The sequence below is a fragment of the Streptomyces sp. NPDC004788 genome, assembly GCF_053601115.1.
This window is the reverse complement of record NZ_JBSGBF010000002.1, coordinates 29,377-53,264: the sequence shown is the minus strand read 5'-3', so window position 1 is coordinate 53,264 and position 23,888 is coordinate 29,377. Positions and strand designations below refer to the sequence as shown.

Annotated in this window: 17 protein-coding genes and 1 pseudogene; 8 read left to right on the top strand and 10 right to left on the bottom strand. The window is 74.7% G+C overall.

Features of this window, described 5'->3' with window-relative positions; genetic code table 11:
• Positions 1–7: 7 nt before the first annotated feature.
• Positions 8–2,533 (bottom strand): MFS transporter, encoded by a 2,526-nt coding sequence (locus ACWEJX_RS01345; RefSeq protein WP_451605498.1) that lies wholly within the window; start codon positions 2,531–2,533, stop codon positions 8–10.
• Between the two features lie 240 nt (positions 2,534–2,773).
• Here ACWEJX_RS01345 and ACWEJX_RS01340 point away from each other — a divergent pair, with 240 nt between their 5' ends.
• A complete protein-coding gene (locus ACWEJX_RS01340; RefSeq protein WP_451605642.1) occupies positions 2,774–3,745 on the top strand; it encodes a serine/threonine dehydratase in 972 nt (323 codons plus the stop codon).
• A gap of 157 nt (positions 3,746–3,902) precedes the next feature.
• Positions 3,903–4,964, top strand: a pseudogene (locus ACWEJX_RS01335) (AI-2E family transporter); the annotation flags it as partial.
• Positions 4,965–5,181: 217 nt separating this feature from the next.
• Here the strand turns inward: ACWEJX_RS01335 and ACWEJX_RS01330 are convergent.
• Entirely contained in the window at positions 5,182–6,069 is an 888-nt protein-coding gene (locus ACWEJX_RS01330) for an EamA family transporter (protein WP_451605497.1), read from the bottom strand.
• 70 nt (positions 6,070–6,139) lie between these two features.
• On the opposite strand from ACWEJX_RS01330, the gene ACWEJX_RS01325 reads away from it, so the two are divergent.
• The gene (locus tag ACWEJX_RS01325) at positions 6,140–6,994 is read left to right on the top strand and encodes a LysR family transcriptional regulator (protein WP_451605496.1); all 855 of its coding nucleotides are present in this window, start codon (positions 6,140–6,142) and stop codon (positions 6,992–6,994) included.
• Positions 6,995–7,021: 27 nt separating this feature from the next.
• Here the strand turns inward: ACWEJX_RS01325 and ACWEJX_RS01320 are convergent, their stop codons facing one another.
• The 7 genes from ACWEJX_RS01320 to ACWEJX_RS01290 form a co-directional block, all read right to left on the bottom strand.
• Positions 7,022–8,242, bottom strand: a complete 1,221-nt coding sequence (locus ACWEJX_RS01320) for a CaiB/BaiF CoA transferase family protein (protein WP_451605495.1) — start codon at positions 8,240–8,242, stop codon at positions 7,022–7,024.
• A 59-nt stretch (positions 8,243–8,301) separates the two neighbouring features.
• Positions 8,302–10,191, bottom strand: coding sequence for a helix-turn-helix domain-containing protein (locus tag ACWEJX_RS01315; RefSeq protein ID WP_451605494.1), 1,890 nt, complete (start codon positions 10,189–10,191; stop codon positions 8,302–8,304).
• Between the two features lie 138 nt (positions 10,192–10,329).
• Positions 10,330–11,241 carry a 3-hydroxybutyrate dehydrogenase gene (locus ACWEJX_RS01310; RefSeq protein ID WP_451605493.1) on the bottom strand — a complete coding sequence of 304 codons (912 nt, stop codon included), beginning with the start codon at positions 11,239–11,241 and terminating at the stop codon, positions 10,330–10,332.
• A gap of 55 nt (positions 11,242–11,296) precedes the next feature.
• The gene (locus ACWEJX_RS01305; RefSeq protein ID WP_403788852.1) at positions 11,297–11,779 is read right to left on the bottom strand and encodes an NUDIX hydrolase; all 483 of its coding nucleotides are present in this window, start codon (positions 11,777–11,779) and stop codon (positions 11,297–11,299) included.
• Between the two features lie 108 nt (positions 11,780–11,887).
• Positions 11,888–13,528: an apolipoprotein N-acyltransferase gene (lnt, locus tag ACWEJX_RS01300; RefSeq protein ID WP_451605492.1), complete on the bottom strand. Its 1,641-nt coding sequence runs from the start codon at positions 13,526–13,528 to the stop codon at positions 11,888–11,890.
• Between the two features lie 137 nt (positions 13,529–13,665).
• A complete protein-coding gene (locus ACWEJX_RS01295) occupies positions 13,666–14,232 on the bottom strand; it encodes a hypothetical protein (RefSeq protein WP_451605491.1) in 567 nt (188 codons plus the stop codon).
• A gap of 77 nt (positions 14,233–14,309) precedes the next feature.
• Positions 14,310–15,098, bottom strand: coding sequence for a glutamate racemase (locus ACWEJX_RS01290; protein ID WP_451605490.1), 789 nt, complete (start codon positions 15,096–15,098; stop codon positions 14,310–14,312).
• A gap of 58 nt (positions 15,099–15,156) precedes the next feature.
• On the opposite strand from ACWEJX_RS01290, the gene ACWEJX_RS01285 reads away from it, so the two are divergent.
• The 5 genes from ACWEJX_RS01285 (at position 15,157) to ACWEJX_RS01265 (ending at position 21,410) form a co-directional block, all read left to right on the top strand.
• A complete protein-coding gene (locus ACWEJX_RS01285; protein ID WP_451605489.1) occupies positions 15,157–16,344 on the top strand; it encodes a glycosyltransferase in 1,188 nt (395 codons plus the stop codon).
• A gap of 259 nt (positions 16,345–16,603) precedes the next feature.
• Positions 16,604–17,200: a DUF6643 family protein gene (locus tag ACWEJX_RS01280; RefSeq protein WP_451605488.1), complete on the top strand. Its 597-nt coding sequence runs from the start codon at positions 16,604–16,606 to the stop codon at positions 17,198–17,200.
• Between the two features lie 46 nt (positions 17,201–17,246).
• On the top strand, positions 17,247–18,080 hold the full coding sequence (locus tag ACWEJX_RS01275) for an MOSC domain-containing protein (RefSeq protein ID WP_451605487.1): 834 nt from the start codon (positions 17,247–17,249) through the stop codon (positions 18,078–18,080).
• 196 nt (positions 18,081–18,276) lie between these two features.
• Entirely contained in the window at positions 18,277–18,882 is a 606-nt protein-coding gene (locus ACWEJX_RS01270) for an Rv1733c family protein (RefSeq protein ID WP_451605486.1), read from the top strand.
• Between the two features lie 101 nt (positions 18,883–18,983).
• Positions 18,984–21,410: a right-handed parallel beta-helix repeat-containing protein gene (locus ACWEJX_RS01265; RefSeq protein WP_451605485.1), complete on the top strand. Its 2,427-nt coding sequence runs from the start codon at positions 18,984–18,986 to the stop codon at positions 21,408–21,410.
• Here ACWEJX_RS01265 and ACWEJX_RS01260 read toward each other — a convergent pair.
• Positions 21,380–23,854 (bottom strand): hypothetical protein, encoded by a 2,475-nt coding sequence (locus ACWEJX_RS01260; protein WP_451605484.1) that lies wholly within the window; start codon positions 23,852–23,854, stop codon positions 21,380–21,382. The genes ACWEJX_RS01265 and ACWEJX_RS01260 overlap by 31 nt on opposite strands.
• Positions 23,855–23,888: the final 34 nt, after the last annotated feature.

Genomic DNA, 23,888 nt, shown 5'->3' with positions numbered 1-23,888 from the left:
GTACGGGTCAGAGCTGACCGGGCCCCGCGCCGGTCCCCGCCCCCGGACGGGCCCGGACCGTCAGGCCGCCCACCAGCGCGGCGAGCAGCGCCGCGCCCGCGGCCCACCACAGGCTCGTGTTGTTGGCACCGAGCACCGCCTCGCCGTAGCCGGATCCACCGCCATCGTGCCCGACCTCGGCGAGCTGGGCCACGATGGCGCTGTTGAGCACGGCTCCGCCGATCGCCTCGCCGAGCTGCCCGGCGGAGCCGGCGGCGCCCGCCGCACCGCCGGTCAGCGGCCGGGCGATCCCCTCGGTGAGGACGGCGTAGAGCGGCATGTAGGCGAGGCCGGTGCCGAAGCCGACGAGGAGCAGGGCGGGCAGGAGTTGGCCGGCGTACTCTCCGGGGGTCTGGAAGAACACGAGGAACGCGATCCCGGCGGCCGTCAGTCCCGCGCCCGTGGCGATGAGGAAGCCGGAGGCGCTGGGCTGCTGGATCCTGGCGGCGACCGCCGTGGCCGCGACGACCTGGGCCACGACCGCGGGCAGCACGAAGAGCCCGGCCTGCATCGGGGAGTAGCCGTAGCCGGTCTGGAGCCGGAAGACGAGCGCCGAGTACATGATCACCGTCCCGACGCCGAGCAGCAGCAGGGTGACGAGCGCCCCGGCACGACGGGGATCCGTCAGCATCCGGGGTGTCATCAGCGGGCTCGCCGTCCACGTCTGCCACCACAGGAAGAGCACGAGGAGCGCGAGGCCGACCACGCCGAGGACCACGGCCAGGACGTCGGTCCAGCCCATCGTGCCGAACCGTTCGAATGCGTAGACGAGCAGGACGAGCCCGGCGGAGCCGAACAGCAGGCCGGGCACGTCGAGACGGGCTCCGGCGCCGGGTGCGGGGCGCTCGGCCGCGAGCGAGAGGACGCCGACGAGAGCGGCGACGGCCAGCGGAACGGTCGCGTATTCGGACATGCGCCAGGAGGCCAGCTCGAGGAGCGTCCCGCCGGCCCAGATCCCGAGGAACGTGCCGGCGCCGATGACGGCCGCGTAGACGCCGAAGGCCGTACGGCGTTCCCGCGGGTCGGTGAAGGCGGCGGCGACCAGGGACAGCGCGGCCGATGTCAACAGCGCGGCGGAGGCGCCCTGGAGGCCGCGGGCCCCGATCAGCAGCCCCTCGCTGCCGGCCGAGCCGCCGAGTGCGGAGGCCACCATGAAGCCGGCGAGGCCGATGACCAGGGTCTTCTTGCGCCCGAGGAGGTCGGCGAGATGCCCGCCGAGCAGCAGCAGTCCGGCGAGCGCGACGACGTAGACCCGGAACACCAGGCCCAGCCCGTCGGTTTCGAGCCGGAGGTCCATCTGGATGGCGGGGATCGCCATGTTCAGCTGTGTCGCTTCGAAGGGCACGAGGAACGTCACCAGGCAGGCCACCACGAGCGCCAGCCATCTGCGCGGATACGGGGGTTCCGCGTCCTGCGGCTGCCAGGGCGGGGCGCCGTACCCGGGCGCGCCGTACCCGGGGGCCGTCGGGGCGTAGGGGGCCGCGCCCCCGTATCCGGGCGCGGTCGGCGCGTACGCGGGCAGCGGAGGCACGGGCGCCGGCTGCTGCGCGAGCGCGAGGCGGGGGTCGGGCTGCGCCGGGACGCCGGGCGGCGCCGGCGGTGCGAAGTCCAGCAACTCGGCGGCATGACGGCCGAGTTGGGCGAGCACGGATCCCGGAAGCCATTCCGCCGGCAGGTCCTCGGCCGTGCGCTCGGCCACCTCGCGGGGCGTGGGCCGGGCGGCCGGGTCCTTCGCCAGGCAGACCCGTACGAGGTCGACCAGCGACTCCGGTACGCCGGTGAGGTCCGGCTCCTCCTCAGCGACGCGGAACAGGTGGGCGTTGAGCCCGGTGTCGGTGGCGCCGAAGAGATGGCGTCCGGTCGCCGCGTACACGAGGACCGCGCCCAGGCAGAACACGTCGCTGGCCGGGGTGAGTTCGAGGCCGCGGACCTGTTCCGGCGACATGAAGCCGGGCGAGCCGATCAGCATGCCGGTGCGGGTGTGCAGGCTGTCCCCGGCGAGGCTGTCCATCGCGCGGGCGATGCCGAAGTCGATGACGCGGGGGCCGTCGACGGTGACGAGGACGTTCGACGGCTTGAGGTCGCGGTGGATCAGGCCGGCCGCGTGGACGGCGCCGAGGGCGAGGGCGAGCCGGTTGGCCAGGGCGCGTACGGAGGGTTCGGGCAGCGGCCCGAAGTCGTCCGCCACGACGGTGTGCAGGTCGGGGCCCGGGATGTACTGGGTCGCGACCCACGGCACGGCGGCCTCGGGGTCGGCGTCGAGCACCGCCGCGGTCCAGGCGCCGCCCACGAGCCGCGCGGCGGCCACTTCGCGGGCGAAACGTCTGCGGAATTCCGGGTTCCCCGCGTACTCGGCCTGGACGACCTTCACGGCCACGGTGCGTCCGGCCTCGGAACGCCCCAGATAGACCAGGCCCATGCCGCCGGCGCCCAGGCGGGCGATGAGGCGGTAGGGGCCTATGCGGGTGGGGTCTTCGGCGGTCAACTGGTCCACAGGAGAGGAAGATAGTGCAACTTCCCTCGTCAGGTCGTGTGATCGAACGAACTGTGTGTGCAACCGCAACCACGTCCGGGCCCCCGCCGGGGTGGTTCCCGAGGCCGGCGTGATGTCATGATCGGCGCCCAGACCGCCCGTCCCCCATGCCTCGGCCCTCCCGGGAGGAACACCGTGCAGACCGACCCCCGGACCGAACCCTCGAACGACCTCCCGAACGACCTCCCGAACGAACCCTCGATCGAGACCCCGACCGAGCCCCGCGTGACGTACGACGAGGTGAAGCGCGCCGCCGAGCGCATCGCCGGTCTCGTCCGCCCCGTCGCCGTCGTGCCCGCGGCGGAGCGGAGCGGCGGGCCCGAGGTGTTCCTGGCCCTGGAGTTCCTCCAGCACACCGGCTCCTTCAAGGCACGCGGCGCGCGGAACTTCCTGCGCGCCCACGCCGAGTCCGGCACCCTGCCGGAGGCCGGGGTGACCATCGCCTCCGGCGGCAACGCGGGACTCGCGTGCGCCTGGGCGGCGCGGGAACAGGGTGTGCGGGCGACCGTCTTCCTGCCGGAGACCGCGCCCCAGGTGAAGGTCGACCGGCTGCGCGGTTACGGGGCGGACGTCCGGCTCGTCGGCGCGGAGTACGCGGAGGCGCTGGCCGCCTGCGAGGAGTTCGCGGCCGGGAGCGGGGCGCTCGCCTCGCACGCGTACGACCATCCGCTCGTCGCCGCCGGGGCCGGCACCCTGCTGGAGGAGATCCGCCGGGCGGTCCCCGGTCTCGACACGGTCGTCGTGTCGGTGGGCGGCGGCGGTCTGTTCGCGGGCGTCGCGGCGGCCGCCCGGCGGCACGGCGTCCGTACGGTCGCGGTCGAGCCGGAGAACTGCCGGGCTCTCCACGCCGCGCTCGCCGCCGGCGGACCCGTGGACGTCACCGTAGACTCGGTCGCCGCCGACTCCCTCGGCGCCCGCCGCGCCTCCGCGGCGGCCGTCCACGCGGCCCGCCAGGACGGCGTCCACGCGGTCCTGGTCCCGGACGCCGAGATCGTCCGCGCCCGCCGCGCCCTCTGGGACTCCCACCGCCTCGCCGTCGAACACGCCGCCGCCACGGCCTACGCGGCCCTCACCTCCCCCGCCCCGGCCTACCGCCCCGCCGCGGGCGAGAAGGTCTGCGTGGTCCTGTGCGGCGCGAACACGGACCCCTCGGACCTGGCGCCCGGCCGCTGATCCGACGGACGCGCCCCAGCCGGACGCCGGTGCGGCGCGACCCGGTCGGACGCCGGTGCGGCGCGACCCGGTCGGACGCCGGTGCGGCGCGACCCGGTCGGGCGAATGTCGGGGCGTTGGCGTGGGGCGGGCGGGTCTCGGTGGTACGTCGAAGGCCATGCAGCCAGGCACTCCTCCCGCGGTCGCCCCGTTCCTCCGTACGGCCGCCGCGTACGCGTGGCGCCTGCTCGCCGTCGGTGTGTTCGTCTACGCGCTGTTCGCGGTGCTCGGGCGGTTCCACGAGATCGGGGTGGCGGTCTTCCTGGGCCTGGTGGTCACCGCCCTGCTCCGGCCGGTCGCCGATGTCGTCGCGAAGAGGGTGCCGCGCGGGCTCGCGGTGGCGCTGACGCTGCTCGGCAGCATCGCGCTCGTGCTCGGGGTACTGGCGCTCGTGGGTGCGGCGGTGGCGGGTGAGAGCACGACGCTTGTGCGGGAGTTCCGGACGGGTGTGGACCGGATCGAGCACTGGTTGCAGCAGCCGCCGTTCCGGATGAATCCGAAGGCGCTCTCCGACGTGCAGTCGCGGATCGGGGAGTTCCTGTCGTCGCACCGTTCGACGCTGGTGAGCCGGGCGCTGAGTGGGGCGAGCAGGCTGGTCGAGGTGCTGGCCACGCTGGTGCTCGCGCTCTTCTCCTCGGTGTTCTTCATCCATTCGGGTGACCGGCACTGGGTGTGGTTCCGGGACCAGTTGCCGGACTCCGTGCAGGACCGTACGGATCTGGGGGCGCGGGCGGCGTGGCGGACGCTCACCGGGTACACCCACGGGATCGTGCTCGTGGCGGCCACGAACGCGATCCTGGTCGGGCTCGCGCTGTGGGTGCTCGGGGTGCCGCTCGCCGTGCCGCTCGCGCTGCTCGAGTTCGCGGCGGCGTTCGTCCCGATGTTCGGTTCGCCGATCGCGCTCGCCATCGCGGCCGTCGTGGCGCTGGCGTCGAAGGGTCCTTTGGTGGCGGGGATCGTGATCGCCCTGATCGTGGTGATCGGCCAGATCGAGGGGCATCTGCTGCATCCGCTGGTGATGAGCTGGGCGGTGCGGCTGCATCCGCTGGTGGTCGCGATCTCGGTCGTCGCGGGGACGATCGCGGCCGGCGTCGTCGGTGCGGTGGTGGCGGTGCCCATCGTGTCGGTCGTGTGGGCGGTCTACACGACGCTGCGCGCGGCCCGCGCCGGAGAGCGGGCCGCGACGACGGGGGAGAGCAGCCCGCCGGATGCCCCGGGGACGGAGGGGCCGGCGACGGAAGGCCCGGGGATGGAGGGTCCGGGGAAGAAGAGGCCGGGGACGGAAGGCCCGGGGAAGAAGGGCCCGGGGAAGAAGGACTCAGCGACGAAGGGCCCGGCGGACGGTCCTCCGGAAGGCGCAGCGAAGGGCAGGCGGGGGCCCCGGCGGAGGGGGCGCCTCAGCGGCCTGTGGTGGCGATGCTCACGACGTTGGCGGTGACGACGGCTCCGACGGCCGCCGCGTCGGCCCAGCCGAGGTGCTGGCCGAGGCCGATCCAGCCGACCAGCGCGGCGAGCACCGGATTGACGCTCATGAAGAGGCCGAACGCCGCCGGGGGCACATGCCGCAGGGTGAACAGGTCCACGAGGTACGGGACGGCCGAGGCGAGCACGCCGGCGGCGACGGCGTAGCCGAGCGAGGCGGCGGTCGGCGGGTGGCGCAGGGCGACGACGAGGCCGACGGGCAGGAACATCACGGCGGAGATCCCGGCCGCGGCGGCGCTGCCCTGGGCGCCGGGGATGCGGCGGCCGACGGTGCGGTTGAGCAGGATGTACGCGGCCCAGCAGCAGGCGCCGAGGAGGCCCGCGCCCATGCCGAGGTAGTCGGTGGTGGGCTGCGGGCGCATGAGGACGACGACACCGGCCGTGGCGAGCACCGCGCAGCAGGCGTCGACCCGGCGGCGGGTGGCGGCCAGCGCGATGGTGAGCGGGCCGAGGAACTCCAGGGTCACGGCGAGGCCGAGGCCGACGCGGTCGATGGCCGTGTAGAGGGAGAGGTTCATGGTCCCGAACACGACGGCGAGGGCGAGCACGGGCTGCCACTGGTGCCGGGTGAACTCCCGCAGCCGGGGGCGGCCGATGGTGAACAGGACGACCGCGGCGACGTACTGGCGGACCGCCACGACCCCGACCGGGCCGAGCACGGGGAAGGCGAGGGAACCGGTCGCGGCCCCGATCTGGGTGGACAGGCCGCTGCCGAGCATGGCGGCCACACCGGCCGGGGACGTGCGGTGCGGGGGCTCCGCGGTGACGGCGGGCCCGGCGGCGGCGGTGGAGGCTGTGGGCATGCCCAGGATCGTCCTCCCGGGTTCCCCTTGCACAAAATGCATGTACGGCGTCGATCTATACGCTTGGCGTATGGATGTGGAACTGCGCCAGCTGTGCTGTCTCGTCGCGATCGTCGACGAGGGCACCTTCACGGACGCGGCCCTGGCGCTCGGCGTGTCCCAGGCGGCCGTCTCCCGGACCCTGGCCGCGCTCGAACGGGCCCTGGGCGTGCGGTTGTTGCGCCGTACTTCCCGCTCGGTGACGCCGACGGCGACGGGCGTACGGGTGGTGGCGCACGCCCGCCGGGTCCTGGCCGAGGCCGACGAGCTGGTCCGGGAGGCCAGGTCCGGCGAGCCGGCCCTGCGGATCGGCTATGCCTGGTCGGCGCTCGGCCGGCACACCCCCGCGTTCCAGCGGCAGTGGGCCGCCGCGCACCCCGGCACGGAGCTGCAGCTGATCCGGGTGAACACGCCGAGCGCCGGGCTCGCCGAGGGCTCCTGCGACCTGGCCGTGCTGCGCAGACCCGTCGAGGACCGGCGGTTCGACTCGGCGATCGTGGGCCTGGAGCGGCGGCTGTGCGTGATGGCCGCCGACGATCCGCTGGCCCGGCGCCGCTCGGTGCGGCTCGCCGATCTCAGCGGCCACACGCTGCTCATCGACCGGCGCACCGGCACCACCACCCCGGAACTGTGGCCGCCCGACGCCCGGCCGGCGACGGAGGACACCTACGACGTGGACGACTGGCTCACCGCGATCTCCACGGGCCGCCGCATCGGCATGAGCGCGGAGGCGACGGCCAGCCAGTACCGCCGGCCCGGTGTCGTCTACCGCCCGGTGCGCGACGCCGAGCCGGTCGCGGTGCGCCTGGCCTGGTGGCGGGACGACCCGCACCCGGCCACGCAGGCGGTGATCGAACTGCTCACCGGTCTCTACCGCACGGCCTGACGGCCGTGGCGCCGGGGCCGGGCCCGGTCAGATGGCTCCGCCCGCCCGCAGGGTGTCGATCTCGGCGGGCGTGCGGCCCAGCTCCGCCAGGATGCTCTCGGTCTGCTCGCCGACGGCGGGGACCGGGTCCATGCGCGGGGCGGTGCCGGACAGGTCGGCCGGCGGCAGCAGGGCGGGCACCCGGGCGCCGCCGGGTATCCGGACGTCGTGCCAGCGCTCGCGGGCCTCGAGCACGGGGTGCGCCAGGAACTCCGCCATGTCGTTCACGCCCGCGTTCGCGATGCCCGCCTCGTCGAGGAGCTTGCCGGCGGCGACGCTGTCGATCCGCGTGAAGCGCTCGGCGACCAGCGCGTCGAGCTCGTCGCGGTGGGCGACCCGGTCGGAGCCGGTGGCGAACCGCGGGTCGTCGGCCAGCTCCGGCCGCTCCAGGAACCGCTCGCACAGGGCGACCCACTCGCGCTCGTTCTGGATGGAGAACAGCACCTCCTTGCCGTCCGCCGCGGTGAACGCGCCGTACGGCGCGATCGTGGCGTGCCGGGTGCCGATGCGCGGCGGCTGGGTGCCGCCGTACCGCGTGTAGTAGGCGGGCTGGTGCATCCACTCGGCCAGCGCCTCGAAGAGGGACACCTCGACGGCGCGGGCGACTCCGGTGGTGGCGCGGGTGAACAGGGCGGTGAGGATGCCGCTGTAGAGGTACATCCCGCCGGCGATGTCCGCCACCGACACGCCGGCGCGGGCCGTGCCGTGCTCGTTGCCGGTCAGCGACACCAGGCCGGTCTGGCACTGCACGAGCAGGTCGTACGCCTTGCGCTCGGACCACGGCCCGCTGGTGCCGTAACCGGAGAGGCCGGCCGCGATCAGCGAGGGGAACCGCTCGGCCAGGGCCTCCGGCCCGAGGCCGAGACGCGCCGCCGCGCCGGGGGCGAGGTTCTGCACGAACACGTCCGCGCGGCCGAGCAGTTCCTCCAGGACCGCGCGGCCGCCGTCCGTCTTCAGGTCGAGGGTGATCGACTCCTTCGACCGGTTGAGCCACACGAAGTAGCTGGACTCGCCGTGCACGGTGGTGTCGTAGCGGCGGGCGAAGTCCCCGCCGCCGGGCCGCTCCACCTTGATGACGCGGGCGCCGAGGTCGGCGAGCTGGCGGGTGGCGAAGGGCGCGGCCACGGCCTGTTCGAGACTGACGACGGTGATGCCGGCGAGCGGCAGTGGATCGGGTGCGGGCGGTGGGGTCACGGGGCGGCCTTCCATGGGCGGTGCGGGGCGGTACGGGCTCCGGGAGCCGGACTGGCGCCGGCCGGGCGGCCGGTTCAGCGTATGACGGCGTCCGAGAGGGCGTGCAGGCGGAGGGCCAGCTGTATCTCCAGGGCGCGGGCCGGGGACTGCCAGTCCGGGCCGAGCAGCCGGCCGATCCGGTCGATGCGCTGGGCCACGGTGTTCACGTGGACGTGCAGGTCGTCCTTGGTGCGGGCCGGGCTCATCCCGCTCGCGAAATACGCGTCCATGGTGCGCACCAGCTCCGTGCCCCGGCGCCGGTCGTAGGCGACGACCTGGCCGATGGTGCGGTCGACGAAGCCCTCGATGTCCCGGGCGTCGGCGAGCAGCAGGCCCAGGAACCCCAGGTCCTCCGCGGCCGCGCCCTCGCCCTGACGGTGCAGCAGCCGCAGCGCGTCCAGGCAGCGGCGGGCCTCCGCGTAGGCCGGTGCGACTCGCTCGGGGTGGGCGAGGGGCGCGGTGACGGGGGCGGAGGCGCCGACGGTGACGGGCTCCCGGAGGGCGCCGCCCAGGTGTTTCGCGGTCTGCCTGGCCAGGTCGGCGGCGCGCTCCCCGGGGCCGAGCGGCAGCAGCAGGACCGTGCCGCCGTCGCGGGCCGAGGCCAGCCCGTGGCGGGTGGCGGCCAGATGCGAGGCGGCCGAGCGCAGCCGCTGCCGGTCGGCGCTCTCCCGGCCTCCGGCGTCCGCCTCCGTCCCGGCGCCGGCCCGGTCGATGCGGGCGGCGAGCACCACGTGCGGGGCGGCGGTGTCGGTGCGCAGCCGGGCGGCGCGCTCGCGCAGCAGGCGCGGGTCGCGGTCGGGTGCGTCGAGCAGGTCGTCGAGCAGTTCGCCGCGGACCTGCTGTTCGGCCTCTCCGGCGGAGCGGCGGGCGAGCAGCAGCAGGGAGGTGACGAGGGCGGCCCGCTCCAGGGTGCGCAGGTCGACGGGGTCGAGGTCGGGGCGCTCGCGCAGCACGAGGGCGCCGAAGGTCTCGCCGCCGGCGGAGACGGCGGCCACCCAGTCGTCGCCGTGGCGGGTGGCGTGACCGGCGGAGATCCTGGCGGGCCCGGGCCGCTCCTCCACGAATTCGACGGCGCCGCCGAGGACTTCCGAGACGGCGGCGGCCACGTCGTCCACGCCCCCGCCGCGCAGCACCAGTTCGGTGAGCCGGTCGTGGACCTCGGAGGCGCGCTCGATCACCCCGCTGTGCTCGCGGATGATGCCGTTGGCCCGCTCCAGCTCGGCGAGGGCCGAGCGGGTCTCGGCGAGCAGGTTGGCGGTGTCGATGGCGACGGCGGCGTGCGCGGCGAAGGAGCCGAGCAGCGCGACCTGTTCCCGCTCGAAGACGCGGGCGCGCCGGTCGGCGGCGAAGAGGACGCCGATGACCTGGCTGCCCAGGGTGAGCGGCACGCCGAGGATGGCGACGAGGCCCTCGTCGCCGACGGCGCTGTCGATGGCCTCGGTGTGCTGGAAGCGCTCGTCCTGGAAGTAGTCGTCGGTGACGTACGGCCGGGAGGTCTGGGCGACGAGTCCGCCGAGCCCCTCCCCCATGCCGAGCCTGACCTGCTGGAACCGGGCCGAGACGGAGCCCTCGGTGACCCGCATGTAGGTGTCGCCGCGGGCCGGGTCGTTGAGGCTGAGGTAGGCCACCTCGGTGCCGAGCAGGGAGCGGGCGCGCTGCACGATGGCGCGCAGCACGTCGTCGAGGTCGCGCAGGCCCGCGAGGTCGTGCGCGGTCTCGAAGAGCGCGGACAACTCGGCCTCGCGCCGCCGCCGGCCCTCGAGCTCGGCCCGGACCCGCAGTGCGAGCTGCTTGGCCTGCTCCAGCTCGGCCAGCTCCGCGGGCCCCGCGCCGCCCGCACGGGCGAGCAGCACGGGGCGGTCGTACGCCTCGGTCGCGGCGCCGCGGGCGAGGAGCTCCAGGTAGACGGCCTGTTCGTGGGTCATGGTCACAGGGATACCTGTCGTACGGGGGGTCGCACCAGCCCTGTGGACAACCGCCTGTGGACAACGGGGAGGTGGGCGCGTGGGGCTCGTGGGTTCTCGGTTCGGCGGCTTCGCGGGGCTCGCGGGGCCTCGTGCGCGTCAGTGGGCCGTCCAGCCGCCGTCGAGGGTGAGCGAGGTGCCCGTCACGAAGGAGGTGTGCGGGCCGCAGAGGTAGAGCACGGCCTCGGCGACCTCGTCGGGTTCGATCAGCCGCTTGAGCGCCGAGTCCTTGAGCAGGACGTCCGTCAGGACCCGGTCGGCGGAGATGCCGTGGGCGGCGGCCTGGTCGGCGATCTGCCGTTCGACGAGGGGCGTGCGCACATAACCGGGGTTGACGCAGTTGGAGGTGACGCCGTGCGGGGCGCCTTCGAGTGCCGCGGTCTTCGACAGGCCCTCCAGCCCGTGCTTGGCGGCCACGTAGGCGGACTTGTACGCGGAGGCGCGCAGTCCGTGGACGGAGGAGATGTTCACGATCCGGCCCCAGCCCTGCGCGTACATCCCGGGCAGCGCGCCGCGGATGAGCCGGAAGGGCGCCTCCAGCATCACGGTGAGGATGGTGTGGAAGACGTCCGGCGGGAAGTCCTCGATGGGGCGGACGAGCTGGAGCCCGGCGTTGTTCACGAGGATGTCGGTGCCGGCGGCGAGTGCCTCGGCGGCGTCGAGGTCGGTGAGGTCGAGCGGTCGCGGCTCGACCCGGCCGGGCAGCGCGCGGGCTGCCTCGGTCAGCGCGTCGAGCCCGTCGGCGGCCAGGTCGACGGCTCTGACGACGGCCCCGGAGGCGGCCAGCCGCAGCGCGCAGGCGCGGCCGATGCCACCGGCCGCACCGGTGACGAGCGCGGTGCGCCCGGAGAGGTCGGGGACGAGCGCGGTGCGGCCGGAGAGGTCGGGGGCGCCGGACTCGGGCACGGCGAGGGCGGCGGGTCCGGGCGCGGCGGCCGGGTCCACGGCGGGTCCCGAGGTGGGTCCTGTGGTGGGTCCTGTGGTGGGTCCTGTGCTGGTGGGGACGCTCATGCTCCGCACCTTAGGGAGCCGCACACCCCCGACCGATGTGTGCCGGGCACACAGTTCAGCCCAGAGCCGTGGTGTCGAACCATGTGGGTTCGTCCTTGAGGGCCTTCTCGATCCGGAAGTGGGAGAAACGCTTCATCTCGGGAAGCGCGTCCAGTTCGAACCAGCCGACCTCGGTCGACTCCTCGTCGTTGACCCGGGCCTCGCCCCCGACCGCCCGGCAGCGGAAGGAGACGTCCATGAACTGGCACTGGTCGCCGTTGGGGTAGACGACCGGCTTGCGCAGGGTCTGGACGAGCACGATCCGCTCCACCTCGCAGCGCACGCCGGTCTCCTCGTACACCTCGCGGACGGCGCAGGCGGCGGGCTGCTCCCCCGGCTCGACGATGCCGCCGACGATGGCCCACATCCCGGTGTCGGCGCGGCGCCCGAGCAGCACGCGTCCGCGGTCGTCGAAGACGACGGCGGACACGCCCGGCAGGAAGAGCAGCTGGTGGCCGGCGGAGGCGCGGAGGTCGCGGATGAAGTCAGGGGTGCCCATGACTCGACCCTAGATCATCTCCGCGAGACCCCGTCCGCCCCCGGTCCGGCGGTATGCACACCTCGGTCTGGCCCGGTCAGGCCCCGTCGGGACCGGTCCGGCTCCCGGTCAGGCCGTGCGGGCCCCGCGGGCGCGCACCGAGCGCGCCGCCGACCAGCCGAGGCCGCCCGCCGCGACCACGAGGAGCAGCATCTCGGGCAGGATGCCCATCCGGGTCGCCGGGGTCAGCGAGGACCGCAGGGGCACCTTCTCGACCAGCACGTCCGGGGTGAACAGCTTGGTCTGCGCGACGATCGTCCCGTCGGGCCGGATGACCGCGCTGACGCCGCTGGTGACCGGCACGACCACGCTGCGGCTGTGCTCGACGGCGCGCACCCGGGACATGGCGAGCTGCTGGTAGGTCATCTCGCTGCGGCCGAAGGTGGCGTTGTTGCTGGGCACGGTGATCAGCTGGGCGCCGTGCGTGACGGTGTCCCGGACGGCCCAGTCGAAGGCCGCCTCGTAACAGGTGGCGAGGCCCACCTTCGTACCGGCCAGGTCGAAGACGCCGACCTTGTGCCCGGGGCCGAAGTCGCGGCGGACCCGGTCGACGTCGCTGCTGAAGAGGCGGACGAAGGACCGCATCGGGATGTACTCGCCGAAGGGCTGCACGTGGCGCTTGTCGTACTCGGCGACGGGGCCCTTCTTCGGGTCCCACTGGATGAGGGTGTTGCGCAGCTTGCCGGTCGGCGGGGCGATCACGGCGCCGATCACGGTGGGCGCGTCGATGTCCGCCACGGCCTGGCTGATGACGTCGAACGCGTCGGGGTTGGCGTACGGGTCGATGTCGGAGGAGTTCTCCGGCCACAGCACGAAGTCGGGCTGCGGCTCGCGACCCGCCCGCACGTCGGCGGCGAGCTCCTTGGTGCGGTTGGCGTGGTTGTCGAGGACCGCGCGGCGCTGGGAGTTGAAGTCGAGGCCGAGGCGGGGCACGTTGCCCTGCACGGCGGCGACGGTGGCGGTGCCGTCCTCGGCCGCGTCCGACACCAGCGGCATCGCGGCGAGCGCGCCGGTGACCGGTACGAGGACGGCGAGGGCAGCGGCGAGCAGCGGGCCGCGCGGCGCACGGGTCCGGGTCCCGGCCTGCGCGGCGTCGGTCCCGGCGGCGGCGCGGCGGGCCAGGACCTGGCGGAGCACCTCGTACAGGCCGAAGCCGCACAGGGCGACGGCGAAGCCGAGCACCGGGGTGCCGCCGACGGCCGCGAGCGGCAGGAAGACGCCGTCCGCCTGGCCGAAGGCGATCTTGCCCCAGGGGAAGCCGCCGAACGGCACGCGCGCGCGTGCCGCCTCGCCGGCGATCCAGACGGCGGCGGCGAACACCGGCCAGGCGGTCAGCCGGGAGACGGCGGCGATGCCGAGGCCCACGACCCCGATGAACAGCGCCGACACGGCGGCGAGCGCCAGCCATGGCAGCGGCCCGACCTCCTCGCCGGTCCACACGAGCAGCGGCAGCAGGAACCCGAGGCCGGCCAGATAGCCGAGCCCGAATCCGGCCCGCAGCCGACGGCCGCGCAGGGTCCAGCCGAGCAGCCCGAAGGCCGGCAGGGCCAGCCACCACAGGGGCCGGGGCGGGAAGCTCAGGAACAGCAGCAGTCCGGACAGCACGGCCGCGCCCGGGCGCAGCAGCCGGCGCAGACCACGGCCCCGCGCGCGAGCAGTGGCGGGAACGGGGGACTCGGGCACGTCGGCAGGTGCGATGGTGGTGCTCACGTGCCGGAGTCTACGGCGCGCGGCGCACGCGACAGGAGCGCGGCCCGCGCCCGGGCGCCCCCGTGAGCCTCGCTCTCCCCGAGACCGGCCCGCCCGCGGCCCCGCCCGGCGGCACGGGGCCTCGCGCCTGCGCGCCCTCAGGCGCTCGCCCGGCCCGTCGGTGTCGGGGGCGGGGTCGGGCGGAGGAGGGAGCGGATGGCGTGGACCGCGGATTCGGCGTCGTCGACGGTGACGGTGAAGGTGCGGCCGTCGCCGAGGCGCAGGATCAGGCCCTCGCCGCGGCGGACGACGACCGCGGTGCCCTTCTCGGGGCGCCAGCGGTAGCCCCAGCCGCCCCACTGGCGCGGGGTGACGGAGGGCGCGAAGTCGGCGTCGACGACGTGGGAGAGCGGGATGCGGCGGCGCGGTACGCCGATGTGGCCGCAGCGGACCTCCATGCCGCGCTGGTCGACGCGGACGGCGACGTGCACGAAGGCGAGCGTGCCGAAGAGCACGAGCAGACCGGCGGCGACACAGCCGATGACGGCCATGAGGAGCGGCGCGATGCCGGACGTCCACGACGACCTGACGGCGAGCGCGATGCCGAGCGCCATGCAGGCGACCCCGGCGACGGCCGGCAGCCATTGCATCCGGTTGGTCGCGCGTCCGGTCCAGACCGGGGGTGCGGGTCCCTCGGGACCCTGGTTCACAGAGTGGTCCCTCATGGTGACAGCCTACGCACGTTCCGTTGTCACGGCGCCTCGGCGGAGTCGTACGGGTACGCCCCGTGCGCCCCGGAGGCTCAGCGCGCGGTGGCCGCCGCCGCCAGGGAGCGGCCCTCCGCGTAGCTCAGCGCGGCCTTCGGGAGTTCGCCGGTCCGGCCGCTCAGGAGCACGGTCAGCCCGCCGGTCGGGGCCGCGGCCGGGTCGGCCTCGGCGCCGATCCGCCGCAGCGCCTGCGCGGCGACTGCCCCGGCGGAGCCGTGCAAAACGACGGGCGGCTGCTCGTCGGTACGGTGCAGGGCCGACCGGATGAGTTCGGCGACCAGCTCGTAGTGGGTGCAGCCGAGGACCACGGCCCTGACGTCCGGGGGCGTGAGTTCGGCCGCCGCGGCGACGGCCCGGCGTACGGCGGTCTCGTCGTCGTGCTCGACGGCGTCGGCGAGGCCGGGGCAGGGCACCTCGGTGACCTCGGCGCCGTTCGCGAAGTCGTCGATCAGTCCGCGCTGGTAGGGGCTGCCGGTGGTGGCCGGGGTGGCCCAGATGGCGACCTTGCCGCCGCCCATCGCGGCGGGCTTGATGGCGGGCACGGTGCCGATCACCGGGATACGGGGCTCCAGCTCGGCGCGGAGGGCCTCCAGGGCGTGCACGGTGGCGGTGTTGCAGCCGACGATGAGCGCGTCGGGCCGGTGCGCGGCGGCGGCCCGGGCGACGGCGAGGGCCCGCTCGGTGATGCCCTCGGGCGTGCGCGGGCCCCAGGGCATGCCGTCCGGGTCGGAGGAGATCACCAGATCGGCGTCGGGCCGCATGCGGCGGACAGCCGCCGCTGCCGGGAGCAGGCCGATTCCGGAGTCCATCAGTGCGATCTTCACCCGGTCACCCTAGCCGACCGCCCTTGATTCCCCGGCGATCTGGGGCAGACTGCGGCGAATGAGCCCGCTTGCCTGGATCGCGACCGGTTCCCTGGCCGTCTGGGGGTGGCTGCTCCTCGGCCAGGGATTCTTCTGGCGCACGGACCAGCGCCTGCCGCACCCCACGAGCGCGCCCGAGGAGTGGCCGCGGGTCGTGGTGGTGGTCCCCGCCCGGGACGAGGCCGAGGTGCTGCCGCTGAGCCTGCCGTCGCTGCTCGCCCAGGACTATCCGGGCCCGGCGGAGGTGATCCTCGTCGACGACGGAAGCAGCGACGGCACCGGGCGGCTCGCCGAGGAGCTGGCGCGCAGCCGGGGCGGGCTGCCGCTGACCGTGGTCCGGCCGGGCGAGCCGGAGCCCGGCTGGACGGGCAAGCTGTGGGCGCTGCGCCACGGAATGGCGCTGGCACGCGCGCGCGTGCCGGAGTTCCTGCTCCTGACGGACGCGGACATCGCACACGAGCCGGACAGTCTGCGGCTCCTCGTCACCGCCGCGACCGGGCACCGGCTCGACCTGGTGTCGCAGATGGCGCGGCTGCGGGTGGCGAGCGGCTGGGAGCGGCTGATCGTCCCGGCCTTCGTCTACTTCTTCTGTCAGCTCTATCCCTTCCGCTGGATCAACCGGCGGCGTCCGCTGGCCACGGCGGCGGCGGGCGGCTGCGTCCTGCTCCGGACCGAGACGGCGGAGCGGGCCCGGGTGCCGGAGGTGATCCGGCAGGCCGTGATCGACGACGTCTCGCTGGCCCGGGCGGTACGGCGGGTGGGCGGACGGGTCTGGCTGGGGCTCGCCGAGCGGGTGGACAGCATCCGCCCGTACCCGCGCCTGGCCGACCTGTGGCGGATGGTGGCGCGGAGCGCGTACGCGCAGCTGCGGCACGACCCGCTGCTGCTGCTCGGTACGGTAGCGGGCCTCGCGCTCGTCTATCTGGCGCCGCCCGTGACGCTGGCGGCCGGGCTGCTCACGGACGACGCTCCGGCGGCGTGGGCCGGCGCGGCCGCGTGGGCGGTGATGACGTTCACGTATCTGCCGATGCTGCGCTACTACCGTCAGCCGGCCTGGCTCGCGCCGCTGCTGCCGTTCACCGCGCTGCTCTATCTGCTGATGACGGTGGACTCGGCGGTGCAGCACTATCGGGGGCGGGGCGCGGCGTGGAAGGGACGCACTTACGCCCGGCCGGAATCCGCGCCCGGTACTCATCCCGGTTCCTGAACATCGGGCCAATTTCGCGCACACCGCGCCTGCCGAAACGTCAAGATTCCTTTACACGGCACTGAGAACGGGCATCACGGGCACCCTCGCAACCCACGGGTAACCCCTCCCGAACTCGGCTTTTTCAAGATCGCTGACCTGCGGCGCGACCGATTTTGTCTGGTTCGCTCACATTGCCGTTCGGTGGTCTCAACGAACGCTTCAAACAACCCTCTTACCGGACTCCCCAGACAGCACATCGTGGGCTTAACTTATGGCCATGACCTCCCCGCGCTCCACCTACGGAGGCGGTTACCACACCGCGCCGTCGTTCCCCGACACTCCGATCTACGACTCCCTCGTCGCAGAACGGGGCACGCCTCAGATCGCCCCGATCCGAGTGCCCTCCGCGTACGACACCGGCAGCGGCTTCTCCGGAAGCAGCAGCTACCTGCCGGCGCTGCCCGCGGCCCTGCCCGCCCTTCCGGCGGCGCCCTCCCCGCAGCCGCCCGCCCCGGCGTACGGCGGCAACGGCGGTTACGGCTACCCGCAGCCCGCCGCCCCGCAGATGACCCCGGCCATGGCAGCACCGGCCATGGCACCGTTCCCGGCCCCGGCCCCGCAGATGGCGCCCGCCGCGCAGATGGCCCCGGCGACGCAGCTGATGGCGCCCGTGCCGCTCCAGGCCGCCCCCGCGCCGTACATCCCGCAGCAGCCCGCCGCCCCGCGCGGTTACCCGGCCCCGCAGGCGCAGCAGCCGCGCCCGATGGCCACCGGGTACGAGGCGATGCGCCCGGCGGCGCGCCCTGCTCCGGCGCCCGCGCCCGCGCCGTACGACGACCCGTACAACCGCCCCTACCAGGGTCGCGGCTACTGACGGGACCGGCCTTCTGGGCCGGTGGAGCGACTGGCAGGATGGCGTCATGCCGATTCCTGTCCTGAGCTCCGTCCACGTCCACCCGGTCAAGGCACTGCGCGGGTTCGCCCCCGCGGAGGCGGAGGTCGAGCCATGGGGACTGGCCGGTGACCGCCGCTGGGCCGTCGTGGACACCGCGGGCAAGGTCGTGACCCAACGCCAGCACGCGCGGCTGGCGTTGGCGTCCGCGGAACTGCTGCCGGGCGGCGGTGTCGCGCTGTCCGCGCCCGGCCGTGAGCCGCTGATGGTCGAGGTGCCCGAGCTGTCGGGGCCCGACGACACGATCGGCGTCGACGTCTTCGGCACCGTCGTGCAGTCGGTCCCGGCGGGTGCGGCGGCGGACGCTTGGTTCAGCGGCTATCTGGGGAACGAGGTGCGGTTCGTCCACATGGACGACCCTGCCCACCGGCGGCCCGTCGACCCGGAGTTCGCGCTGCCCGGCGAGACCGTCAGCTTCGCCGACGGCTATCCGCTGCTCGTCACCACGACCTCCTCGCTCGACGCCCTCAACTCCCTGATCGCGCAGGGCGACCACGCCGACGAGGGACCGCTGCCGATGAACCGCTTCCGGCCCAACGCCGTCATCGACGGCACCGCGCCCTGGGCCGAGGACGGCTGGCGCCGCCTGGCCATCGGCGACGTCGTCTTCCGGGTCGCCAAGCCCTGCGGCCGCTGCGTGGTCACCACCACCGACCAGCGGAGCGGCGAGCGGGGCAAGGAGCCGCTGCGCACCCTGGGCCGGCACCGCAAGCAGGGCAACCAGCTGGTCTTCGGCCAGAACCTGGTGCCCGAGCACCGCGGGACCATCCGCGTCGGCGACCCGGTCAAGATCCTCGACTGAGCCGACCGCCGATCTCCCACCGACCGCCCGCCGACCGCCCGCCGACCACCCGCCGCGCCGACCGCCGACCACCGACCACCGACCGCCGGATTCTTCCCGAGAGGCGCGGAACCCACCCCCGGGTCACACTCGTTGGAAGAGCGGCAACCGCCGAAGGGCCCTCGCGGGCCGTCGACGAGACGAGGGGGTGCGGAGCGTGCGTGCAGCCACCGGGCTCTGGCGCTGGCGGCACAATCCCCTGCGCCGGACCACCGACCTGGTCGAGGCATGGGTGGCGCTGGTGGCCGCCGTGCTGCTCTGCCTGGCCGTGCCCGCGGCCGGCTGGGCCGCCGGCGTCTCCGCCGACGCCTCGCTGCAGCGCTCCGTCCGCGTCCAGCTGCGGGAACGCGTCCCCACCGTCGCCCGGGTGATCCGGCCCGCCGACCGGGTACCCGGCCGGCAGCCCGCCGATCTTGCCGCGGAGGAGCGGCTCCGGCCGTCCGTGGTGGCCGACTGGGCCGCGCCCGACGGCACGATCCGCACCGGCACGGTGACCACCACCCGTCAGCAGGCGCACCCGGGTGCCACCTTCCCGCTGTGGACCGACCGGTCCGGCCGGCCCGTGACCCCGCCGATGCACCCGGACACCGCACGGGCCCACGCCCTGGTCGCCGGGCTCACCGTGGCGCTCCTCGCCGGGCTCCTGGTCGAGAGCGGCCGCCGCCTCGTCGTACGACGGCTGGTGCGCCGACGGTACGCGCGTCTCGACCGCGCCTGGGCCCAAGTCGGTCCGGACTGGGGTCGTACGGGTACGGGCAGCTGACCCCCTGAGGGGACAGACGCCGGACCCGTCAACCCGGCGGCGCCGCGCGCGCTACGGTGGGGCATCGGATCCGACGCACGAGGTGGGGGCAGAGCACACCCATGGCACAGGGCACGGTCCAGGTGACCCACACCGGCACGTCGCGGTGGCGGCGCCGCACGGGCGAGTACGCCTCCCTCGCCGCCGCCCTGGAGGCCGCGGGCGACGGCGACGTCCTCACCGTGGCGCCCGGCACCTACCGGGAGAACCTCGTGGTCCAGCGGGCCGTGACCCTGCGGGGCGGCGACGGGATGACGGGCTCGGTGCGGATCGCGCCCGCCGACGGGGTGCCGCTGACGGTACGGGCCTCGGCCACGCTCCAGGACCTGCACATCGAGGGGCAGGACGCGGCGGCGCCTGCGCTGCTCGTCGAGGACGGCACGCCCGAGCTGCTCGACCTGCGCATTCTGACGCGTTCGGCGGCCGGCCTCGAGGTGCGCGGCGCGGCGCGGCCGACGGTGCGGCGGTGCACGGTGGACAATCAGGCCGGAGTCGGGATCGCCGTACTCGACGGCGCGGGCGGGGTGTTCGAGGAGTGCGAGGTCGTGTCCGCCGGGCAGTCCGGGATCTCCGTGCGCGGCGGCGCCCACCCCCGTCTTGAGCGCTGCCGGGTGCACCACGCCTCCGGCGCCGGGATCACCGTGAACGGCGAGAACAGCGGCCTGGAGGCCATCGGCTGCGAGGTGTACGAGATCAAGGGCGCCGGCCTGCAGATCGCGGCCCGGGCCACCGCGCACCTCAGTGACTCCGCCGTGCACCGCACCTCCGCCGACGGCATCACGCTCGACACGGACGCGGTGCTCACGCTCTCCGACTGCGACATCCACGACATCCCCGAGAACGCCGTGGACCTGCGCTCCCGGTCGGTGCTCACCCTCACCCGTTCGACGGTGCGGCGGTTCGGCCGCAACGGCCTGTCCGTGTGGGACCCGGGGACCCGGGTGGACGCCAACCAGTGCGAGATCCACGACAGCACCGGGGACTACCCGGCCGTCTGGGTGAGCGACGGGGCGACCGCCGTCCTCGACTCCTGCCGGGTGCACGACGTGCCCGACGCGCTGTTCGTCCTGGACCGCGGCTCGCGCGCCGACGTCGTCGACAGCGACCTGTCGCAGGTGCGCCACACGGCCGTGTCGGTGAGCGACGGGGCGACCGCGCAGCTCGACGACTGCCGGATCCGGGAGGCGTCGACGGGTGCCTGGTTCCGGGACCACGGCAGCGGCGGCACGCTCGCCGGCTGCACCATCGACGCCGTGCAGACCGGAGTCATCGTCACCAAGGGCGCCGACCCGACGATCGAGCGGTGCACGGTCACCTCGCCCGCCGAGGCCGGGTTCTACGTGTCGGCGGAGGGCCGTGGCTCGTTCCTCGGCTGCCGGGTGACGGGCAGCGGCGGCTACGGCTTCCACGTCATGGACGGCTGCCGGACCGCGCTGCGCAGGTGCCGTACGGAGCGGTGCGCGCGCGGCGGTTACGAGTTCCCCGAGGACGGCCAGGTCGTCGAGGACTGCACCAGCGACGAGAGCCGGCTGCGCACACCGCCGGCCCCGGGCTCCGTCCTGACCGCCGCCCAGTCCGCCCCGCCGACGGGCGGACTCCTCGGCACGGTCCCCGCGTCCCGCCCGGCCGCCGCCCCGCCCTCACCCGCACCCGCAGCCGCACCCGCGGTCCCGGCAGCCCGCTCGTCCCAGGAGGTGCTCGGCGAACTCGACGCCCTGGTGGGCCTGGAGAGCGTCAAGCACGAGGTCCGCACCCTCACCAACATGATCGAGGTGGGCCGCCGCCGCCAGGAGGCCGGCCTGAAGGTGGTGTCCGCACGCCGTCACCTCGTCTTCACCGGCAACCCCGGCACCGGCAAGACGACGGTGGCCCGGCTCTACGGCGAGATCCTGGCCTCGCTCGGGGTCCTTGAGCGCGGTCATCTGGTCGAGGTGTCCCGGGTGGACCTGGTCGGCGAGCACATCGGCTCGACGGCGATCCGCACCCAGGAGGCCTTCGACCGGGCGCGCGGCGGCGTGCTGTTCGTCGACGAGGCGTACGCGCTGTCGCCCGAGGACTCGGGGCGGGACTTCGGCCGTGAGGCGATCGACACGCTGGTGAAGCTGATGGAGGACCACCGGGACGCGGTCGTCGTGATCGTCGCCGGGTACACGGCGGAGATGGAGCGCTTCCTGACCGTCAACCCGGGTGTGGCGTCCCGTTTCTCACGGACCATCACCTTCACCGACTACGTGCCGGCGGAGCTGCTGCGGATCGTGGAGCAGCAGGCGGAGGACCACGAGTACCGGCTGGCGGCCGGCGCCGACGAGGCCCTCCTCAAGTACTTCGCGGAGCTGCCGAAGGGCCCGACCTTCGGCAACGGCCGTACGGCGCGCCAGACGTTCGAGTCGATGGTGGAGCGGCACGCGGGCCGGGTCGCCGCGCTCGTGGCGCCGAGCACGGACGACCTGACCCTGCTCTATCCGGAGGACCTTCCCGAACTGCCCTGAACGGTCGCGCCGTTGTCCCGCTGCCGGGGCAGGGCGGGCGGCAGCCGGTCGAGCAGTTGGGAGCGGGCGACAGCGAAGGCCGGATCGGCCTGGTAGTCGGAGTGGCCCAGGATCGGTTCGGGCAGCGGGTGTTCGCGGGTGCGGCCGTAGGCGACGGGGTCGAGCAGCTCCGGCCGGTCGACGGGCGGCCGGTCGTCGTCGGCCGGGACGCGGACGGGTCCGCCGATGGGGTCGGTGGCCCGGTAGAGGTTGCTCCAGCAGTGCACGGTGCGGTGCAGGCCGCGCAGCGACTCGGGGCCGAAGTAGGCGGGGAACCAGCGCCCGTAGAGCCGTTCGAGCGGGGAGCCGTAGGTGAGCAGCGCGACCCGGGCGCGGGTGGTGGGCGGCAGCTGCCAGACGGCGGCCGCGGCGAGGACGCTGCCCTGCGAGTGGCCGGAGATGACGAGCCGGCCGCCGGTCTGCCGGGTCCAGGAGCTCATCCGCCAGGTGAGGTCGGGCACCGCGCGTTCGGCGTAGCAGGGCGGGGCGAAGGGGTGGGCCGCGCGCGGCCAGAAGGTGCCGACGTCCCACAGGATGCCGATGGTGCGGCGGGCGGAGGCGTCCTTGTAGGCGCGGCGGCCCCAGGTGACGAAGAGCAGGAAGCCGAAGCCGATCATCCAGGAGCCGAGGGACTGGGCGGCGGTGGCGGCGGCCGCGATCGCCGGATGGGCGCCGTCGAAGGCGCGCCCGGGCACGTTGCCGCTGGCCCAGGCCCCGGCGACGGAGACGGCGCCCAGGAGCAGGGTGGCGCCGGAGACGACGCCGACGAGGACGGGCGCCGAGTCGGTGAGCCCGGCCCCGGCCCGTACCGCCGCGATCTGGTCGGTGCGCAGTCGGTCGGGGTCCGCCTCCCGGTAGGCGGCGTCGACGGCGGGGCGGAGCCGACGGGCGGTGAGCACCGTACGGACGACGAGCAGCGCGGTCGGCACGATCAGCAGCAGGAGCAGGACCGGGATGACGGACGCCTGCCAGCTGAGCAGCACGGGCGGTCCGGTGATGAGGCCGTCACCGGTGCCGGGGGTGCCGGACCCGTCGAGCCAGTCGGCGACCCGCTGCGCGACACCACCGGACATGACGCCGCCGAGCGCGCAGGCCAGCATGGCGACGGCGGGGCCGCCGAGGCCGGACAGGGCGGTGCGCGGATCGCGGCGCGGGCGGTGGAGCAGCAGCGCGACCACGCCGAGGGCGACGACGAGGGCGCCCTGGGCGAGGGTGAGGGTGCCGAAGACGGCGTTGCCGGGCAGGGTGCCGGTGGAGCGCCAGCCGGGGCGGGCCCAGGCGGTGTGCACGGCGGTGAGCGCGAGCAGCAGCAGGGCGGTGGCGGGCAGCCAGGAGACGACGGCGCGTTCGAGCTTGAGGTCGAGGGTGTTCTCGCTGCGGCCCCGGCGGCAGACCACCCATACGACGGCGGCGGCAAGGACCGCGATGGCGCTCTCCAGGGCCCAGCCGAGGAAGGTGCGTACGGATCCCGGGTCGGCGCGGTGGTCGTGGACGCCGGCGGCTCCGGCGAGCGCGGCGGCCACGGTGAGGAAGCCGGCGGTGGTGTGCGCGGCGCGCAGCCGGGCGACGAGCCGGCGCCCGTACCAGAAGCCGGGGCGGCCGAGCGCGGGCCGCAGTTCGACGGGGGTGGCCGGGTCGGGACTCGTGGCGTCGGCGGCCTCGGTGTCGCCGGGCCGGGCGGCGGCCCCGGACGACGGGGCGCCGGGCTCGGAGTCGTAACCCGTGGGCGGGCGCTGCGCCTCGTACGCGCTCCAGGTGCGGTTGGACAGGTACCAGAGCAGACCGACGAGCGCGGTGGGCACCACGGCGGCGAGGGCGAGGCGGCGGCCGGGCGCGGACCACCAGCCGCCGTGCCCGGCGGAGAGGAAGCCGAGCCAGGAGCGCTGCCCCGCGCAGGCGCCGGAGCCCGCGCACTGCCAGGCCGTCAGATCGAGCGCGACCTCGCAGGCGGCCGCGGTGAGCAGCACGGTGAGGGTGAGGGCGACGAGCCGGACCAGGACGCCGTAGAGCCGGACGAGTCCGGCGCGGCCCTCGGTGGGCGGGCGCATCCAGTGGGCGAGGTTGGCGACCATGAAGGGCAGGAGCAGCAGCCACAGCGCGCGGGTGCCGTTGCCGGAGGTCAGGTTGGACCAGCAGTACGCCTCCGGGACGGGCCCGTCGGCGTACCGCTCGGGGTGTTCCTCAGCGTCGACGTCGTCCCTGCGGCGGTACACCGCGGCCGTCTTGTCACCGGTGACCCGCACCGTGTGCGGCTCGTCCAGCATGTCGGCCGGGGTGGCTCCGCCCACGCCGTGGACGAGCAGTTCGAGCGCCGCACCCCCGTTCTTCGGGTCCGGCCCGGTTCGCGGGTCCGGCCCGGTCTTCGGGTCCGGCCCGGTCTTCGGGTCCGGTGTGGCAGGGGACACTTCGGTGACTCCCTCTCTGGATGGGAGGATCCGG

Excerpts from the sequence above, each read along its gene's own strand:
- ACWEJX_RS01285 (WP_451605489.1), top strand. The coding sequence starts at position 15,157 with ATGAGCCCGCTTGCCTGGATCGCGACCGGTTCCCTGGCCGTCTGGGGG.
- ACWEJX_RS01310 (WP_451605493.1), bottom strand. The coding sequence starts at position 11,241 with ATGAGCGTCCCCACCAGCACAGGACCCACCACAGGACCCACCACAGGA.
- ACWEJX_RS01275 (WP_451605487.1), top strand. The coding sequence starts at position 17,247 with ATGCCGATTCCTGTCCTGAGCTCCGTCCACGTCCACCCGGTCAAGGCA.
- ACWEJX_RS01325 (WP_451605496.1), top strand. The coding sequence starts at position 6,140 with ATGGATGTGGAACTGCGCCAGCTGTGCTGTCTCGTCGCGATCGTCGAC.
- ACWEJX_RS01280 (WP_451605488.1), top strand. The coding sequence starts at position 16,604 with ATGACCTCCCCGCGCTCCACCTACGGAGGCGGTTACCACACCGCGCCG.
- ACWEJX_RS01315 (WP_451605494.1), bottom strand. The coding sequence starts at position 10,191 with ATGACCCACGAACAGGCCGTCTACCTGGAGCTCCTCGCCCGCGGCGCC.
- ACWEJX_RS01295 (WP_451605491.1), bottom strand. The coding sequence starts at position 14,232 with ATGAGGGACCACTCTGTGAACCAGGGTCCCGAGGGACCCGCACCCCCG.
- ACWEJX_RS01305 (WP_403788852.1), bottom strand. The coding sequence starts at position 11,779 with ATGGGCACCCCTGACTTCATCCGCGACCTCCGCGCCTCCGCCGGCCAC.
- ACWEJX_RS01320 (WP_451605495.1), bottom strand. The coding sequence starts at position 8,242 with ATGGAAGGCCGCCCCGTGACCCCACCGCCCGCACCCGATCCACTGCCG.
- ACWEJX_RS01330 (WP_451605497.1), bottom strand. The coding sequence starts at position 6,069 with ATGCCCACAGCCTCCACCGCCGCCGCCGGGCCCGCCGTCACCGCGGAG.
- ACWEJX_RS01265 (WP_451605485.1), top strand. The coding sequence starts at position 18,984 with ATGGCACAGGGCACGGTCCAGGTGACCCACACCGGCACGTCGCGGTGG.